This window comes from Pseudomonas sp. CHM02 (assembly GCF_000612585.1).
Classification (GTDB): Bacteria; Pseudomonadota; Gammaproteobacteria; order Pseudomonadales; family Pseudomonadaceae; genus Aquipseudomonas.
The window spans coordinates 1-16,938 of record NZ_JFCA01000056.1 but is presented as its reverse complement, the minus strand read 5'-3'; the positions used below and the strand labels follow the sequence as shown (position 1 = coordinate 16,938).

Genomic DNA, 16,938 nt, shown 5'->3' with positions numbered 1-16,938 from the left:
TCGGTGTTGTTCGCGCCATGTCGTAAACGCACCTTTGCGTGGCGTCCGTAGGCATTTGACCTGTCTGCGCCAGCCCTACCATCGCATCAAAGGGCCCTGCACGGGCCTCAACAATACGAAAGGCTGGGAGAGACGCGATGTTCAGCAAAAAAGACCAGATCCAGGGATATGACGACGCACTGCTGGCGGCCATGAATGCCGAAGAGCAGCGTCAGGAAGATCATATCGAGCTGATCGCGTCAGAGAACTACACCAGCAAACGCGTGATGGAAGCCCAGGGCAGCGGCCTCACCAACAAATACGCCGAAGGCTACCCGGGCAAGCGCTACTACGGTGGCTGCGAGCACGTGGACAAGGTCGAAGCCCTGGCCATTGAGCGTGCCAAGCAACTCTTCGGCGCCGATTACGCCAACGTGCAGCCGCACTCCGGTTCCTCTGCCAACAGCGCCGTGTACCTGGCGCTGCTGCAAGCCGGCGACACCATCCTGGGCATGAGCCTGGCCCACGGCGGCCACCTGACCCACGGTGCCAAGGTGTCGTCCTCGGGCAAGCTGTACAACGCCGTGCAGTACGGTATCAACACCGACACCGGCCTGATCGACTACGACGAAGTCGAGCGCCTGGCGGTGGAACACAAGCCGAAAATGGTCGTGGCCGGTTTTTCCGCCTACTCCAAGACTCTGGATTTTCCGCGCTTTCGCGCCATCGCTGACAAGGTCGGTGCGCTGCTGTTCGTCGACATGGCTCACGTCGCCGGCCTGGTTGCCGCTGGCCTGTACCCGAACCCGCTGCCGTACGCCGATGTGGTCACCACCACCACCCACAAGACCCTGCGCGGTCCCCGTGGCGGCCTGATCCTCGCCAAGGCCAACGAAGAGATCGAGAAGAAACTCAACGCTGCTGTGTTCCCCGGCGCCCAGGGCGGCCCGCTGATGCACGTGATTGCCGGCAAGGCCGTGTGCTTCAAGGAAGCCCAGGAGCCTGGCTTCAAGGTCTACCAGCAGCAAGTGATCGACAACGCCCAGGCCATGGCCAGCGTGTTTATCAAACGCGGCTACGATGTCGTGTCCGGCGGCACCGATAACCACCTGTTCCTGGTCAGCCTGATCCGTCAGGGCCTCACCGGCAAGGAGGCGGACGCCGCCCTCGGCCGCGCCCACATCACCGTCAACAAGAACGCCGTGCCGAATGACCCGCAGTCGCCATTCGTGACCTCCGGCCTGCGCATCGGCACCCCGGCGGTGACCACGCGTGGTTTCAAAGTGCCGCAGTGCATCGAACTGGCCGGCTGGATCTGCGACATCCTCGACAACCTCGGCGACGCCGACGTCGAGGCCAACGTGGCCAAGCACGTGTCTGCCCTGTGCGCTGATTTCCCGGTTTATCGCTGAGCGCGGTTTTGGAGTAATGACTATGCAACGCTACTCGGGCTTCGGCCTCTTCAAGCACTCACTCAGCCACCACGAAAACTGGCAGAAGATGTGGCGCACGCCGACCCCTAAAAAGGTCTACGACGTGGTCATCGTCGGCGGCGGCGGGCATGGTCTGGCGACCGCTTATTACCTGGCCAAGGAACACGGCATCACCAACGTGGCCGTGGTCGAGAAAGGCTGGCTGGGCGGCGGTAACACTGCGCGCAACACCACCATCGTGCGTTCCAACTACCTGTGGGACGAGTCGGCGCACCTTTACGAACACGCGATGAAACTGTGGGAAGGCCTGTCCCAGGACCTGAACTACAACGTGATGTTCTCCCAGCGCGGTGTGTACAACCTGTGCCACACCCTGCAGGACATCCGTGATTCCGAGCGCCGCGTGAGTGCCAACCGCCTCAACGGCGTGGACGGTGAATTGCTCAACGCGAAACAAGTGGCCGATGAGATCCCGTACCTCGATTGCTCGAAAAACACCCGCTACCCGGTGCTCGGCGCCACCGTGCAACGGCGCGGCGGCGTGGCCCGTCATGATGCCGTGGCCTGGGGCTTTGCCCGTGCCGCCGACGCCCTCGGCGTGGACTTGATCCAGCAGACCGAAGTGATCGGCTTTCGCAAGGAAAACGGCGTGTGCATCGGTGTGGAAACCAACAAGGGCTTTATCGGCGCCAAGCGCGTCGGTGTGGTGACCGCCGGTAACTCCGGACACATGGCTTCGCTCGCCGGGTTCCGCCTGCCGATCGAATCCCACCCGCTGCAAGCGTTGGTGTCGGAGCCGATCAAACCGATTATCGACAGCGTGATCATGTCCAACGCCGTGCACGGCTACATCAGCCAGTCCGACAAGGGCGACCTGGTGATCGGCGCCGGTATCGACGGCTACAACGGCTACGGCCAGCGTGGCTCGTACCCGGTGATCGAACACACCATCCAGGCCATCGTCGAGATGTTCCCGGTGCTGTCGCGCGTGCGCATGAACCGCCAGTGGGGCGGCATCGTCGACACCACGCCGGACGCTTGCCCGATCATCTCCAAGACCCCCGTGCCGAACATGTTCTTCAATTGCGGTTGGGGCACCGGTGGCTTCAAGGCCACGCCGGGCTCAGGCAACGTGTTTGCCGCCAGCCTCGCCAAGGGTGAAATGCACCCGTTGGCCGCACCTTTTTCCATCGACCGTTTCCACAACGGTGCGTTGATCGACGAACACGGCGCTGCGGCCGTCGCCCACTAACAGGAGAAATTCCCTATGTTGCATATCTTCTGTCCTCACTGTGGCGAACTGCGCTCCGAAGAGGAATTCCACGCGTCCGGCCAAGCGCACATCCCGCGCCCGCTGGACCCGAACGCCTGCACCGATGAAGAGTGGGGCGACTACATGTTCTTCCGCGACAACCCCCGTGGGCTGCACCACGAACTGTGGATCCACGCCGCCGGTTGCCGCCAGTACTTCAATGCGACCCGCGACACCCTGACCTACGAAATTCTTGAAACCTACAAGATCGGTGAGAAGCCACAATTCACCGCCAAGGCCTCTGGAGAGAAGGTATGAGCCAGACCAATCGCCTGTCCAACGGTGGCCGCATCGACCGTAATAAAGTCCTGACCTTCAGCTTCAACGGCCAGACCTACAAAGGCTTTGAAGGCGACACCCTGGCCGCAGCCCTGCTGGCCAACGGCGTCGACATCATCGGCCGCAGCTTCAAGTACTCGCGTCCTCGCGGCATCTTCGCCGCCGGCGCCGAAGAGCCGAACGCGGTGCTGCAGATCGGTGCCACCGAAGCCACCCAGATTCCCAACGTGCGCGCCACGCAACAGGCGCTGTACCAAGGCCTGGTCGCCACCAGCACCAACGGCTGGCCGAATGTCAACAATGACGTGATGGGCATTCTCGGCAAGGTCGGCGGCAAGCTGATGCCACCGGGTTTCTACTACAAAACCTTCATGTACCCGCAATCGTTCTGGATGACCTACGAGAAGTACATCCGCAAGGCCGCTGGCCTTGGCCGCTCGCCGACCGAGAACGATCCGGATACCTACGACAACTTCAACCGTCACTGCGACGTGCTGGTCGTGGGCGCTGGTCCTGCAGGCCTGGCCGCTGCACTGGCGGCTGCGCGCAGCGGTGCCCGCGTGATCCTCGCCGATGAGCAGGAAGAGTTCGGCGGTTCGTTGCTGGATTCGCGTGAAAGCCTTGATGGCAAGCCGGCTGCTGAATGGGTCGCCAGCGTCATTGCAGAACTCAAGGCCCTGCCGGACGTGGTGCTGCTGCCTCGCGCCACGGTCAACGGCTACCACGACCATAACTTCCTGACCATTCATGAACGCCTCACCGATCACCTCGGTGACCGTGCGCCGATTGGCGTGGTGCGCCAGCGTATCCACCGTGTGCGCGCCAAGCGTGTGGTGCTGGCAACCGGTGCGTGCGAGCGTCCGCTGGTGTACGGCAACAACGATGTGCCGGGCAACATGCTTGCCGGCGCGGTTTCCACCTATGTGCGCCGCTATGGCGTGGCGCCGGGCAAGAAACTGGTGCTGTCGACCAACAACGATCACGCCTACCGTGTTGCGCTGGACTGGCTCGACGCTGGCCTGCAAGTGGTGGCGGTGGCGGATGTGCGTCACAACCCACGCGGCGCCCTGGTTGAAGAAGCCCGCGCCAAAGGCATTCGTATCCTCACCGGCAGCGCCGTGATCGAGGCCCGTGGCAGCAAGCATGTCACCGCCGCCCGCTTGGCTGCGATCGACGTGAAAGCGCATAAAGTCACCAGCCCTGGCGAGTGGCTGGAGTGCGACCTGGTGGCCAGTTCCGGCGGCTACAGCCCGGTGGTTCACCTGGCTTCGCACCTGGGCGGCAAGCCGACCTGGCGTGAAGATATCCTCGGTTTTGTGCCCGGTGAAGCCCCGCAGAAACGCGTGTGCGTCGGCGGCATCAACGGCGTCTACGGCCTCGGCGATTCCCTGGCGGACGGTTTCGAAGGCGGCGTGCGCGCGGCCAGCGAAGCCGGTTTCGCCCCAGTGGAAGGGACGCTGCCTAAAGCCCTCAGCCGTCTGGAAGAGCCGACGCTGGCGGTGTACCAAGTGCCGCATGACAAACCGACGGCGCGTGCGCCCAAGCAATTTGTCGACCTGCAAAACGACGTGACCGCCGCCGCCATCGAACTGGCGACCCGCGAAGGTTTCGAGTCGGTCGAGCACGTCAAACGCTACACCGCGCTGGGCTTCGGCACCGACCAGGGCAAGCTGGGCAACGTCAACGGCCTGGCCATTGCCGCCCGCTCGCTGAACGTGACCATCCCGCAGATGGGCACCACCATGTTCCGTCCCAACTACACGCCGGTCACCTTCGGCGCGGTGGCGGGTCGTCACTGTGGGCATATCTTCGAGCCGGTGCGCTACACCGCGCTGCAGGCCTGGCACGTGAAGAACGGCGCCGAGTTTGAAGACGTCGGCCAGTGGAAGCGCCCCTGGTATTTCCCGCGCAACGGTGAAGACCTGCACGCCGCGGTGAAACGCGAATGTCTGGCCGTGCGCGACAGCGTCGGCCTGCTGGATGCGTCCACCCTCGGCAAGATCGACATCCAGGGCCCCGACGCGCGCGAGTTCCTCAACCGCATCTACACCAACGCCTGGACCAAGCTCGACGTGGGCAAGGCGCGCTACGGCCTGATGTGCAAGGAAGACGGCATGGTCTTCGACGACGGCGTCACAGCCTGTCTCGCCGACAACCACTTCCTGATGACCACCACCACCGGCGGCGCCGCCCGTGTGCTGCAGTGGCTGGAAATCTACCAACAGACCGAGTGGCCAGACCTCAAGGTGTACTTCACCTCGGTCACCGACCACTGGGCGACCATGACCCTGTCCGGCCCCAACAGCCGCAAGCTGCTGAGCGAAGTGACCGACATCGACCTGGACAAGGACGGGTTCCCGTTCATGACCTGGAAAGAAGGCCTGGTCGGTGGCGTGCCGGCGCGGGTGTTCCGCATTTCGTTTACCGGTGAACTGTCGTACGAGGTCAACGTGCAGGCCGACTACGCCATGGGCGTGCTGGAACAGATCGTCGACGCCGGCAAGAAGTACAACCTGACGCCGTATGGCACCGAGACCATGCACGTGCTGCGGGCCGAGAAGGGCTTCATCATTGTCGGCCAGGACACTGACGGCTCGATGACCCCGGATGACCTGAACATGGGCTGGTGCGTGGGCCGGACCAAGCCGTTCTCGTGGATCGGCTGGCGCGGCATGAACCGTGAAGACTGCGTACGTGAAGAGCGTAAGCAACTGGTGGGCCTGAAACCGGTCGATCCGAAAGCATGGCTGCCGGAAGGCGCGCAGTTGGTGTTCGATCCGAAGCAGTCGATTCCGATGAAGATGGTCGGCCACGTGACCTCAAGCTATGCGCACAACTCGCTGGGTTATTCGTTTGCGATGGCGGTGGTGAAGGGTGGCTTGAAGCGTATCGGCGAGCGGGTGTTCTCACCGCAAGCGGATGGCAGCGTGATCGAGGCGGAGATTGTGTCCTCGGTGTTCTTCGACCCCAAAGGCGAACGCCAGAACATCTGACAGACCGAGTCGCCTGCATCGCAGGCAAGCCAGCTCCCACATTTGAATGTATTCACAATTCAAAAATGTGGGAGGGGGCTTGCCCCCGATGAGGCCAGAACAGACACCACAGCATTCAGAACAGGTGCTTTATGACAGCAGCCAATGTTTACCAACAACGCCCCGCCTCCGGCGCCAAGGCCGAGTCGTCGCTGCACCATGCCGACCTCGCCAGCCTGGTCGGCAAGGGCCGCAAGAACGCCGGCGTGACCGTGCGTGAAAAGAAACTCCTGGGCCACCTGACGATTCGTGGCGATGGCCATGACGCGGCGTTCGCTGCCGGCGTGCACAAAGCCATCGGCATCGAATTGCCCGGCGCCTTGCAAGTGATCGTCAAGGGTGAAACCAGCCTGCAGTGGCTCGGCCCGGATGAGTGGCTACTCGTCGTGCCAAGCGGTGAAGAATTCGCCGCCGAGCAAAACCTGCGTGCCGCGTTGGGTGAGTTGCACATCCAAATCGTCAACGTCAGCGGCGGCCAGCAGATCCTCGAACTCAGCGGTCCTAATGTGCGCGATGTGCTGATGAAGTCCACCAGCTACGACGTACACCCCAACAACTTCCCGGTGGGCAAGGCGGTGGGCACGGTGTTCGCCAAGTCGCAACTGGTGATCCGCCACACGGCCGAAGACACCTGGGAGCTGGTGATCCGTCGCAGCTTCTCGGATTACTGGTGGTTGTGGCTGCAGGATGCCTCGGCCGAATTCGGCCTGAGCGTCCAAGCCTGAGGAATGCCCTATGAGCCGCGCCCCTGATACATGGATTTTGACCGCCGACTGCCCCAGCGTGCTCGGCACGGTGGACGCGGTCACCCGCTATCTGTTCGAGCAGGACTGCTACGTCACCGAGCACCACTCGTTCGATGACCGCCTATCGGGCCGGTTTTTTATCCGCGTGGAATTCCGTCAGCCCGACGGCTTCGACGAGCAGGCCTTTCGCGATGGCCTGGCCACGCGTGGTGAAGCTTTCGGCATGATCTTCGAGCTGACGGCGCCGAACTACCGGCCAAAAGTGGTGATCATGGTCTCCAAGGCCGATCACTGCCTGAACGACCTGCTGTACCGCCAGCGCATCGGCCAACTGTCCATGGATGTGGTCGCGGTGGTGTCCAACCACCCCGATCTGAAGCCATTGGCCGACTGGCACCAGATTCCCTACTACCATTTCCCCCTCGACCCCAACGACAAACCGTCCCAGGAGCGTCAGGTGTGGCAAGTGGTGGAAGACACCGGCGCTGAACTGGTGATCCTTGCGCGCTACATGCAAGTGCTGTCGCCGGAGCTGTGCCGCAAGCTGGATGGCAAGGCCATCAATATTCACCACTCGTTGCTGCCGGGGTTCAAGGGCGCCAAGCCGTATCACCAGGCGTACAACAAGGGCGTGAAGCTGGTGGGCGCCACGGCGCATTACATCAACAACGATCTGGATGAAGGCCCGATCATTGCCCAGGGTGTGGAGGTGGTGGATCACAGTCACTACCCCGAGGATTTGATTGCCAAGGGGCGCGATATCGAAGGGCTGACGTTGGCCCGGGCCGTTGGGTATCACATTGAGCGGCGGGTGTTTTTGAACGCCAATCGCACGGTCGTTCTTTAGATCGCTATCGCAGGCAAGCCAGCTCCCACATTTTTGAATGTGTTCACAGATCAAAATGTGGGAGCCGGGCTTGCCCGCGATGAGGCCCTTGCAAACAACGCAAAAACAGCATCTGTAACCCGAGCACTTAACGCGCTGCCCACCCAAACGGGCAACGCGGTTCCATAAAAACAACAGCGAGGTGAAAGCATGTCTGGTAATCGTGGTGTCGTGTATCTCGGCAACGGCAAGGTCGAAGTACAGAAAATCGACTATCCCAAAATGCAGGACCCCCGTGGCAGGAAGATTGAGCACGGCGTCATCCTGCGCGTGGTCTCCACCAACATCTGCGGCTCCGACCAGCACATGGTGCGCGGCCGCACCACTGCCCAGACCGGCCTGGTGCTCGGTCATGAAATCACCGGTGAAGTGATCGAGAAGGGCAGCGACGTCGAAAACCTGAAGATCGGTGATCTGGTTTCCGTGCCCTTCAACGTGGCGTGCGGCCGCTGCCGCTCCTGCAAGGAGCAACACACCGGTGTGTGCCTCACCGTCAACCCGGCCCGTGCCGGCGGTGCCTACGGCTATGTCGACATGGGCGACTGGACCGGCGGCCAGGCTGAATACGTGCTGGTGCCGTATGCCGACTTCAACCTGCTCAAGCTGCCGGACCGCGACAAGGCCATGGAGAAGATCCGCGACCTGACCTGCCTCTCCGACATTCTCCCCACCGGCTACCACGGCGCCGTCACTGCCGGCGTTGGCCCGGGCAGCACCGTGTACATCGCCGGTGCCGGCCCTGTGGGCTTGGCCGCTGCGGCATCAGCTCGCCTGTTGGGCGCTGCGGTGGTAATCATTGGCGACGTCAATCCGATCCGCCTGGCCCACGCCAAGGCCCAGGGTTTTGAAATCGCCGACCTGTCCCAGGACACCCCGCTGCACGAACAGATCGCCGCACTGCTGGGCGAACCGGAAGTGGACTGCGCCGTCGATGCGGTGGGCTTCGAAGCCCGTGGCCACGGCCATGAAGGCGTCAAGGCAGAAGCCCCGGCCACTGTGCTCAACTCGCTGATGGGCGTGGTGCGTGTGGCCGGCAAGATCGGTATCCCTGGCCTGTACGTCACCGAAGATCCAGGTGCCGTGGACGCCGCGGCAAAAATGGGCAGCTTGAGCATCCGCTTCGGCCTGGGTTGGGCTAAATCCCACAGCTTCCACACTGGGCAAACGCCGGTGATGAAGTACAACCGCCAACTGATGCAGGCGATCATGTGGGACCGTATCAACATTGCCGAAATCGTGGGGGTGCAGGTGATCAGCCTGGATGATGCGCCACGTGGGTATGGCGAGTTCGATGCCGGTGTGCCGAAGAAATTCGTGATCGATCCGCACAAACTCTTCAGCGCGGCGTAAATCGCAGATACGCAGCGATCCAACTGTGGGAGGTTCTATGATTGAGGGGCAACCCTCAACCATAGAACCTCCCACTTGGGTTTTGTGGTGTCAGCGGTTCGCGAGGGCGCCCTGGTAGACGGTCGGCCCAGTGGGTTGCTTGCTCAACGACCCACCTTTGGTCTCTGAACTCACCATCAACTCCACCGGCTTGCGAATGCTTTTCTGCTGGCGCGGGTTGAGTCCGATAATGCCTTTGCCATCTTCCGGCAACAGCCCAAGCGAAACCGGTGCGCTGCCTTCGGGCATGGCCCACAGTTCGAGGCTGCGATCCGGTTCGGGTGCCGCCGTGGCGATCGGTTCGACTTCCAGATAATCCTTGTGCGCCATGATCTGCGCCGCAGGCTGTTGGGCGGTGGTCAGCAGGGTGGCGGCGGACTTGACGTTGTCCTGGGTGTAAAGCGCGCCCCCGAGGCCCGCGACGATGGCTACGCAGACGCCGAGGAACACACGCGGGCGGCTCCAGAATGGGGGTTTTTGCTCAATCACTTGGGGGCGGGTCGCGCTCATGGGTTATTCCTGGCAAGGCTTTCAGTCTTGTCATGGACCCTCGTTCACACGATGGGTTCCTGGCCGCCGTTCAGCTCAAAGTGATGCCAATTGGCCCTGATACAGCACGGGGCCGGTGGGTTGGCCGGTGGGTGAACCGCCGCGCGGCTCCAGGCTCACGGCCAGCGTCAATGGCGCGGAGAGCAAGGCTTGTTGCGCCTTGCTCAGCTCTATTCGGCCATTGCCCGCGGCCGGCAGCAGGCCCAGAGAGATCGGCTTGCCGCCCGGCGCAATCGCCCACAACTCCAGGCTGCGCGTCGGTTCTATCGCAGCCAGTGTCACGGGCTCCACTTGCAGGTGGTTGCCAAACGCTTTGATCTGCAGCGCCGGTTGCTGGTTGGCCGCGACCAGTGTCGCATTGTACTCGGCACCCATGTCTCGCTGATAAAGCACGCCCACCAGCACGGCCACGACTACCGCGCACGCCGCTGCCAGCAGGCGCAGGTTCATCCAGAACGGCTTCTTCGCCGGCAGATGCAGCACCTGCGGCTCGATCCGTGCCTTGATGCCTTCCCACACATGCGCCGGTACCGGTCGCTCGGGCAAGGCACCGGTCAGGCTGGCGAGCGCGTCCTGCCAATGGCCGAGCTCCACGCGCAGCGCAGCGTCCTCCAGCAGCAAGGCATCGAAACGCCGACGCGCAGTGGCGGGCATCAGCCCGATGGCGTAATCGGCGGCCAGGGCGCGGCGCAGGGCGGTGGTCTGGTAATTCATGATTCAAGGCACCTGCGCAGGCGTTCCATGCCGCGACGAATCCAGGATTTGACCGAGCCCAGGGGCGCTGCCAGCTGTTGGGCCAACTCCGAGCATGACAGGCCCTGGAAGTAAGCCACGGTGATCGATTGGCGCTGCATGCCGTCGAGGGTGTCGAGGCAGCGGTTGAGGGCGCGGGCGTCGCGCTCGCTGTCGAGCTGTTCGTGGGCGCTGGGGCTGTCGTCGAGCATCGCGTCCTGTTGGCCCTCGGTCAGTGGCTGTTCGCGGCGTTTGCGCAGTTGGTCGATGGCCAGGTTGCGGGTGATGTTGACCATCCAGGTCATCGGCGCAGACAGGTGCGCCTCGTAGCGCGAGGCGTTGTACCAGATGCGCACGAAGGCTTCCTGCAAGACTTCTTCGGCCAGGTCCTGGCGGCCCATGAAACGCAGGGCTACACCGTGCAGGCGTGGCGAGACGCTGCGGTAGAGGGTTTCGAACGCCTGGCGATTGCCCAGCGCACATTGGGCCAGCAAGGGCTGCAGCGGATCAGCGTCGGACGTGGGAATAGGGCTTCTCCAGGCTCTGGGTACAGGGCGATGGGACTGCGCGCGCAAGCGGTGGCAGGCAGAGGGTAGTCCAGGTTGCGCGCGCGTTCCATTCACGGCCTTCATCCTCAGGTGGGCGGTGATGGATATACGTGGCAGCAGCGGGTTTGGATGCACTGGGAACAATCCCCCGGACTGCCCAGTCAAACGCCTGCTTTCACCCCTACACCCAGAGGTTGTTTCGATGAAGATTTCACGCGGTTTCGCCCTTTCCTGCCTGATGACCCTGGCGGCCGGCCCGGTGCTCGCCGCAGGGTTCAGCCTTGGCGACGCGGCCAATGCCATTTCCGGTATGCAAGGTGGCAACAACAAGGCCGCCGCTGCCGCACCGTCGTCCGAGACGGCCGGGCTGCTGAGCGCCCTGACCTCGCAACTGAACATCACCCCCGAACAAGCGGTGGGCGGTACGGGCGCCATGCTGGGCCTGGCCAAGAACAAACTGAGCGGCAACGATTATTCGCAATTGGGCAACAGCGTGCCGGGCCTCGATCAACTGTCGGGCAACAATGCGTTGGGTAGCCTCGGGGCCTTGAGCGGGATGCTCGGCCAGACCGGCGGCAGCAAGACCAGCGGCCTGGACGGCCTGCTGGGGAATGTGAAGAGCACCAACGACCTGAACACCGCGTTCAGCGCCTTGGGCATGGACAGTGGCATGGTCGGTCAGTTTGCCCCGGTGATCCTGCAATACCTGGGCGGCCAGGGTGCCAGCAGCTCGGTGCTGGGCAAGCTGGCCCAGGCATGGGGCACCGGCAGCTAAATACGCTCGGCGCGCAGTTGCTCGATGCGCGCGTCCTTCTCCGTCCAGAGCTGGTTGACCCAGTTCTGGACGGTCTGGCGAAACGCCGGATCGTTCTCGTAATCCCCTTGCCACAACGCCGGATCCAGCTCGCGGGTACGGATATCAATGATCACCTCTGGCACCGCGCCACTGATCAAGTCCCAGAACCCCGGAATCTTCTTTTGCGGATAGACCACGGTCACATCCAGCACCGCGTCCAGTTGTTCTCCCATCGCCGCCAGCACAAACGCCACGCCGCCCGCCTTGGGCTTGAGCAAGCGGCTGAACGGTGAACCCTGCTGCACCCGCTTGGCCTCGCTGAACCGCGTGCCTTCCAGGTAGTTGACCACCGTCACCGGCTGGCGCTTGAAGAGCTCGCAGGCCTCTTTGGTGATCTTCAAGTCCTGCCCCGCCAGTTCCGGGTGCTTGGCCAGGAACGCCTTGGTGTAGCGCTTCATGAACGGGTAATCCAGCGCCCACCACGCCAGGCCCAGGAAGGGCACCCAGATCAGTTCTTTTTTCAGGAAGAATTTGAAGAATGGCGTGCGGCGGTTGAGTGCCTGGATCAGCGCCGGAATGTCCACCCAGGATTGGTGGTTGCTGATCACCAGGTAGCTGGTGTCACCGCGTAAATCGTCGCCGCCGCGAATATTCCATTGGGTGGGGATGCACAGCGAGAAAATCAGCTTGTCGATCTCGGCCCAGGTCTCGGCGATCCACATCACCGCCCACGACATATAGTCACGAAAGCGACCGGGGGCCACCAGCTTGAGCAGGGCAAACACCATCAACGGGCCGAACAGCACCAGGGTGTTGAGCAGTAGCAGCAGTGTGACGAAACAGCCGGTGAGCAGGCGGCGCATAAGTAACTCTTGGAATCCTGTGGGCGGGCCATGATAAGAGAGGTGAGTCTAGAGGCCAAATCCGAATTCGCCGGACGAATGTTTCACAATGTGCCGGTTATGCTGGGGGGAGCTAACTAAGTGCTGCCTTTGCGGTCTAGAATCCGCCTACTTCTTTCCGAGGAAATCACTTCGTGAAACTGCTCCTTGCCTCTCTCGCCCTGGCTGCCTTGCCTGTCATGGCCGCCGAGCCGACCCTCTATGGTCGCTACGAATACATCCAACTGCCGGAGATCGGCGAAACCTTCAAGGCCAAGATGGACACCGGCGCGCTGACCGCCTCGCTGTCGGCCCGTGACATCGAGACCTTCACCCGTGATGGCGACGATTGGGTGCGCTTCCGCCTCGGCGGCAAAGACGCGTCCAATAAAGTCTATGAACACAAGGTGTCGCGTATCAGCAAGATCAAGAGCCGCGCCGACGAAGACGACGACAAGGACGAGCCGTCCGTGGCCAAACGTCCGGTGGTCGACCTGGAAATGTGCCTGGGCAACGTCAAGCGCACCGTCGAGGTCAACCTCACCGACCGCAGCAGCTTCAACTACCCATTGCTGATTGGCGCCAAGGCCCTGCGTGAATTCGGCGCAGCGGTAAACCCGGCGCGTCGTTACACTGCTGACAAACCGGACTGCTGACGGACCATCATGCCGCATATCCTGATTGTCGAAGACGAAGCGGCAATAGCCGACACACTGATATTCGCCCTGCAAGGCGAGGGTTTTACCACCACCTGGCTGAGTCTCGGCCAGGAGGCGCTGGCCCATCAGCGCCAGACGCCGGCCGACTTGGTCATCCTCGACATCGGCCTGCCAGACATCACTGGGTTTGAAACCTGCAAGCAACTGCGCCGGTTCAGCGAAGTGCCGGTGATGTTCCTCAGTGCACGGGATGGCGAGATCGACCGCGTGGTGGGGCTGGAGATCGGCGCCGACGATTATGTGGTCAAGCCCTTCAGCCCACGGGAAGTGACGGCGCGGGTCAGGGCGATTCTCAAGCGGATTGGCCCTGGAGCCGCACCCGCGGTGTTCCAGATTGACCTGGAACGCATGCAGATCAGCTATCGCGGCCACCCTTTGAGCCTGACGCGCCATGAGTTCCGCCTGCTGCAAAGCCTGCTGGAACAACCCGAGCGGGTATTCAGCCGCGAGCAACTGCTGGACGCAGTGGGCGTGGCGGCGGATGCCGGCTATGAGCGCAATATCGACAGCCACATCAAAAGCCTGCGCAGCAAATTACGCAGCGTGGCCGCCGATGCCGAGCCGATCCAGACCCATCGCGGCCTTGGCTACAGCTACAGCCCGAGCAATAGCTGATGCGCCTGGGGCTGCGGATCTTCCTGGTGTACGCGCTGTTCATCGGCCTGACCGGCTACTTTGTGCTCAGCACTGTGATGAAGGAAATCCGCCCCGGCGTGCGCCAGTCCACCGAAGAAACCCTGGTGGACACCGCCAACCTGCTGGCCGAGATCCTGCGCGATGACGTGAAGAACGGCACCCTCGGCCAAAGTCACTGGCCGCAGCTGCTCAAGGCCTACGGCAATCGCCAGCCGGGCGCGACCATCTGGGGGCTGCCGAAAAACCAGGTCAACCACCGCATCTACGTGACCGACGCCAAGGGCATCGTGTTGCTCGACTCCACGGGCGAAGCGGTGGGGCAGGACTATTCCAAGTGGAACGATGTGTACCTGACCCTGCGCGGTGAATACGGCGCACGTTCCACCCGCAGCGAACGGGATGACCCCGCCTCGTCGGTGATGCACGTGGGCGCGCCGATCCGTGACAACGGCCAGATCATCGGCGTGGTCACCGTGGCCAAGCCGAACAGCTCGTTGCAGCCGTATGTCGACCGCACTGAGCGGCGCTTGCTGTGGTACGGCGCTGGCTTGGTGATTCTTGGCCTGTTGCTTGGCGCGGTATTGTCGTGGTGGCTGAGCGTTGCCCTTAGGCGGCTGACGGCCTACGCCGAAGCGGTGAGCGAAGGCCGACGCGCCGAGTTGCCCCATTACCGTGGCGGCGAACTCAAGCAGTTGTCCACGGCGGTGGAGCACATGCGCACGCAGCTGGAAGGCAAGGCCTACGTCGAACACTACGTGCACACCCTGACCCACGAATTGAAGAGCCCGCTGGCGGCGATACGCGGTGCGGCCGAGCTGTTGCAGGGCGATATGACCCGTGAGCAACAGCAGCGCTTCGTCGGCAATATCGACAGCGAAAGTGCGCGCTTGCAGCAGTTGATCGAGCGCCTGCTGAACCTGGCGCAGGTCGAGCAACGCCAGGGCCTGGAAGAGCAGGCAAGCATTGCGCTGGCGGCCATGGTCGATGAGGTGCTCAAGGCCCAATGTGCCCGCATCGAAGGCGCCGGGTTGCTCGTCGAACAGACAATTTCGGCGGATGTGAGGGTGTATGGCGAACCCTTCCTGCTGCGTCAGGCGCTGGGCAACCTGCTGGATAACGCGCTGGACTTCACACCGCCTGGCGGTCTGTTGAGGTTCAGTGCACAGACGCGACACAACGACGTGCAGGTGAGCCTGTTCAACCAGGCCGTGCCGATTCCCGACTACGCCTTGCCACGCCTGAGCGAGCGTTTCTATTCGTTGCCACGCCCGGTCAGCGGGCGCAAAAGCACCGGCCTGGGCCTCAATTTCGTCGAGGAAGTGATGAAGCTGCACGGCGGCGCGTTGCAGATCGGCAATGTCGAAGGCGGCGTGCAGGCGGTGCTGCATCTCCACACAGTCTCCACATTGCCCACATAAATCCCCCACACAGGCTGCCCACACTCTTCCCATCAAAACAGGGAGAGACCCATGAACCGCAGCCTGCTTTTCAAACTTGGCGCGATTGCGCTGCTGATCCTGCTGTTGCTGATTCCGTTGCTGATGATCAACGGCATCATCAGCGACCGCCAGCAACTGCGCGACGGCGTCCTGATGGACATTGCCCGTAGCTCCAGCTATGCCCAGCGCCTCACCGGCCCGGTGATGGTGGTGCCGTATCGCAAGACCGTCCGCGAGTGGAAGCTCAATGAAAAGCTCAACAAACGCTACGAAGTCACCCGTGAAGAGCGCGGTCGTCTGTATTTCCTGCCGGATCGATTTGAACTCGATGGCCAGGTGCAGACCGAACTGCGCGCACGGGGCATCTACCAGGCACGGCTGTTCCATGCCGACAACCGCATTCGTGGGCGTTTCGAGTTGCCTGCGCAGTTGGGCATCACCGAGGACTTTGCCGATTACCGCTTTGAGCCGGCGTTTCTGGCGGTGGGCATCAGCGATATTCGCGGCATCGAAAATGCGCTGAAACTGGAGTTGGGCAGCCAGCGCCTGGAGTTCGAGCCAGGCTCCCAGGTGGACTGGCTGGGTGAGGGCGTGCACGTCGCGCTGCCGGAACAGGACAGCAAAAAGCCCTACGTCGTGGACATTGCCTTTGACCTGCGCCTGCAAGGCACCGAGCAGTTGCAAGTGGTGCCGGTGGGCAAGACCAGCCAGGTTTCGCTTGCTTCCAACTGGCCGCACCCAAGCTTTATCGGCAACTTTCTACCGGCACAGCGTGAGATTACCGACAAAGGCTTTACCGCCAACTGGCAGACCTCATTCTTCTCCACCAACCTCGAACAGGCCCTGCAAACCTGCCTGGACGGGCAGGGCTGCAATGACTTCAACAACCGCAGCTTCGGCGTGAACTTCATCGACCCGGTGGACCAGTACCTCAAGAGCGACCGCGCGATCAAATATGCGCTGCTGTTCATCGCCCTGACCTTTGCCGGCTTTTTCCTGTTCGAAGTGCTCAAGAGCCTGGCGGTGCACCCGGTGCAGTACGCCTTGGTCGGCGTTGCGCTGGCGTTCTTCTACCTGCTGCTGTTGTCGTTGTCCGAGCACATCGGCTTCGCCATGGCCTACCTCATTTCTGCCAGTGCCTGCGTATTGTTGATTGGTTTCTATGTGTGCCATGTGCTGCGCAGTGTGGCCCACGGCCTGGGCTTTTCGGCGGCGTTGGCGGCGCTGTATGGCTTGTTGTATGGGCTGCTGAGTGCCGAGGACTACGCGTTGCTGATGGGCTCGCTGCTGCTGTTCGGCCTGCTGGGCACGGTAATGGTGCTGACGCGCAAACTGGACTGGTATGGCGTGGGCAAGCGCAAGGCGGCCGAGCCGTTGATGTTTGACCTGGAGGCGGTGCAATGATCGGGTTGCGGGAAGATCAGCAAATGAAGGCGCAGTTGGTGGATAAGATCAACGCACTATTTCCTGTGGTGAGCGGGCTTGTTGTGGTTAGTGAGCTTGTTGTGGTGAGCGGGCTTGCCCCGCGTTGGGCTGCGCAGCAGCCCCAAAACCAGGCGCCGCGGATCACCTGATAGACCGC

At 62.3% G+C, this 16,938-nt stretch carries 17 protein-coding genes; 13 read left to right on the top strand and 4 right to left on the bottom strand.

Translation table 11 applies throughout. The annotated features are described in order from the left end of the window. Positions 1 to 137 precede the first annotated feature (137 nt). The 7 genes from glyA (at position 138) to fdhA (ending at position 9,017) form a co-directional block, all read left to right on the top strand. Positions 138 to 1,391 carry a serine hydroxymethyltransferase gene (glyA, locus tag BM70_RS0126235; RefSeq protein ID WP_025858781.1) on the top strand — a complete coding sequence of 418 codons (1,254 nt, stop codon included), beginning with the start codon at positions 138 to 140 and terminating at the stop codon, positions 1,389 to 1,391. Between the two features lie 22 nt (positions 1,392 to 1,413). Beyond that, the gene (locus tag BM70_RS0126230) at positions 1,414 to 2,664 is read left to right on the top strand and encodes a sarcosine oxidase subunit beta (RefSeq protein ID WP_010207084.1); all 1,251 of its coding nucleotides are present in this window, start codon (positions 1,414 to 1,416) and stop codon (positions 2,662 to 2,664) included. A gap of 15 nt (positions 2,665 to 2,679) precedes the next feature. Next, positions 2,680 to 2,982, top strand: a complete 303-nt coding sequence (locus tag BM70_RS0126225) for a sarcosine oxidase subunit delta (RefSeq protein ID WP_010207083.1) — start codon at positions 2,680 to 2,682, stop codon at positions 2,980 to 2,982. After that, a complete protein-coding gene (locus tag BM70_RS0126220) occupies positions 2,979 to 5,996 on the top strand; it encodes a sarcosine oxidase subunit alpha (protein ID WP_025858780.1) in 3,018 nt (1,005 codons plus the stop codon). The genes BM70_RS0126225 and BM70_RS0126220 overlap by 4 nt, the downstream gene beginning before the upstream one ends. A 131-nt stretch (positions 5,997 to 6,127) precedes the next feature. Beyond that, positions 6,128 to 6,760, top strand: a complete 633-nt coding sequence (locus BM70_RS0126215; protein ID WP_025858779.1) for a sarcosine oxidase subunit gamma — start codon at positions 6,128 to 6,130, stop codon at positions 6,758 to 6,760. A 10-nt stretch (positions 6,761 to 6,770) separates the two neighbouring features. Then, positions 6,771 to 7,628 (top strand): formyltetrahydrofolate deformylase, encoded by an 858-nt coding sequence (gene purU / locus BM70_RS0126210; protein ID WP_025858778.1) that lies wholly within the window; start codon positions 6,771 to 6,773, stop codon positions 7,626 to 7,628. Between the two features lie 189 nt (positions 7,629 to 7,817). Continuing rightward, a complete protein-coding gene (gene fdhA / locus BM70_RS0126205; protein WP_025858777.1) occupies positions 7,818 to 9,017 on the top strand; it encodes a formaldehyde dehydrogenase, glutathione-independent in 1,200 nt (399 codons plus the stop codon). A 90-nt stretch (positions 9,018 to 9,107) separates the two neighbouring features. Here fdhA and BM70_RS0126200 read toward each other — a convergent pair whose 3' ends face one another. The 3 genes from BM70_RS0126200 to BM70_RS0126190 form a co-directional block, all read right to left on the bottom strand. After that, positions 9,108 to 9,566 (bottom strand): anti-sigma factor domain-containing protein, encoded by a 459-nt coding sequence (locus BM70_RS0126200; RefSeq protein ID WP_025858776.1) that lies wholly within the window; start codon positions 9,564 to 9,566, stop codon positions 9,108 to 9,110. A gap of 75 nt (positions 9,567 to 9,641) precedes the next feature. Further along, positions 9,642 to 10,319: an anti-sigma factor domain-containing protein gene (locus tag BM70_RS0126195; RefSeq protein WP_025858775.1), complete on the bottom strand. Its 678-nt coding sequence runs from the start codon at positions 10,317 to 10,319 to the stop codon at positions 9,642 to 9,644. Next, complete coding sequence (locus BM70_RS0126190; RefSeq protein ID WP_025858774.1) at positions 10,316 to 10,960, bottom strand: sigma-70 family RNA polymerase sigma factor; 645 nt, start codon at positions 10,958 to 10,960, stop codon at positions 10,316 to 10,318. Before BM70_RS0126190 ends, BM70_RS0126195 begins: the two co-directional genes overlap by 4 nt. 127 nt (positions 10,961 to 11,087) lie before the next feature. Here BM70_RS0126190 and BM70_RS0126185 point away from each other — a divergent pair, with 127 nt between their 5' ends. Continuing rightward, positions 11,088 to 11,660, top strand: coding sequence for a DUF2780 domain-containing protein (locus BM70_RS0126185; RefSeq protein WP_025858773.1), 573 nt, complete (start codon positions 11,088 to 11,090; stop codon positions 11,658 to 11,660). On the opposite strand, the gene BM70_RS0126180 is transcribed toward BM70_RS0126185, so the two are convergent. After that, the gene (locus BM70_RS0126180; RefSeq protein WP_025858772.1) at positions 11,657 to 12,544 is read right to left on the bottom strand and encodes an acyltransferase; all 888 of its coding nucleotides are present in this window, start codon (positions 12,542 to 12,544) and stop codon (positions 11,657 to 11,659) included. The two genes, BM70_RS0126185 and BM70_RS0126180, sit on opposite strands and share 4 nt — an antisense overlap. A gap of 173 nt (positions 12,545 to 12,717) precedes the next feature. Here BM70_RS0126180 and BM70_RS0126175 point away from each other — a divergent pair, with 173 nt between their 5' ends. The 5 genes from BM70_RS0126175 to BM70_RS33205 are packed head-to-tail and all read left to right on the top strand — an operon-like array spanning position 12,718 to position 16,930. Next, positions 12,718 to 13,218, top strand: a complete 501-nt coding sequence (locus tag BM70_RS0126175; RefSeq protein ID WP_025858771.1) for an ATP-dependent zinc protease — start codon at positions 12,718 to 12,720, stop codon at positions 13,216 to 13,218. Between the two features lie 9 nt (positions 13,219 to 13,227). Beyond that, positions 13,228 to 13,896: a two-component system response regulator CreB gene (gene creB / locus BM70_RS0126170; protein ID WP_025858770.1), complete on the top strand. Its 669-nt coding sequence runs from the start codon at positions 13,228 to 13,230 to the stop codon at positions 13,894 to 13,896. Continuing rightward, positions 13,896 to 15,335 carry a two-component system sensor histidine kinase CreC gene (gene creC, locus BM70_RS0126165; RefSeq protein WP_025858769.1) on the top strand — a complete coding sequence of 480 codons (1,440 nt, stop codon included), beginning with the start codon at positions 13,896 to 13,898 and terminating at the stop codon, positions 15,333 to 15,335. The genes creB and creC overlap by 1 nt, the downstream gene beginning before the upstream one ends. 51 nt (positions 15,336 to 15,386) lie before the next feature. Next, positions 15,387 to 16,760 carry a cell envelope integrity protein CreD gene (gene creD, locus BM70_RS0126160; protein WP_025858768.1) on the top strand — a complete coding sequence of 458 codons (1,374 nt, stop codon included), beginning with the start codon at positions 15,387 to 15,389 and terminating at the stop codon, positions 16,758 to 16,760. Continuing rightward, on the top strand, positions 16,757 to 16,930 hold the full coding sequence (locus tag BM70_RS33205) for a hypothetical protein (RefSeq protein WP_155952200.1): 174 nt from the start codon (positions 16,757 to 16,759) through the stop codon (positions 16,928 to 16,930). Before creD ends, BM70_RS33205 begins: the two co-directional genes overlap by 4 nt. Positions 16,931 to 16,938 lie beyond the last annotated feature (8 nt).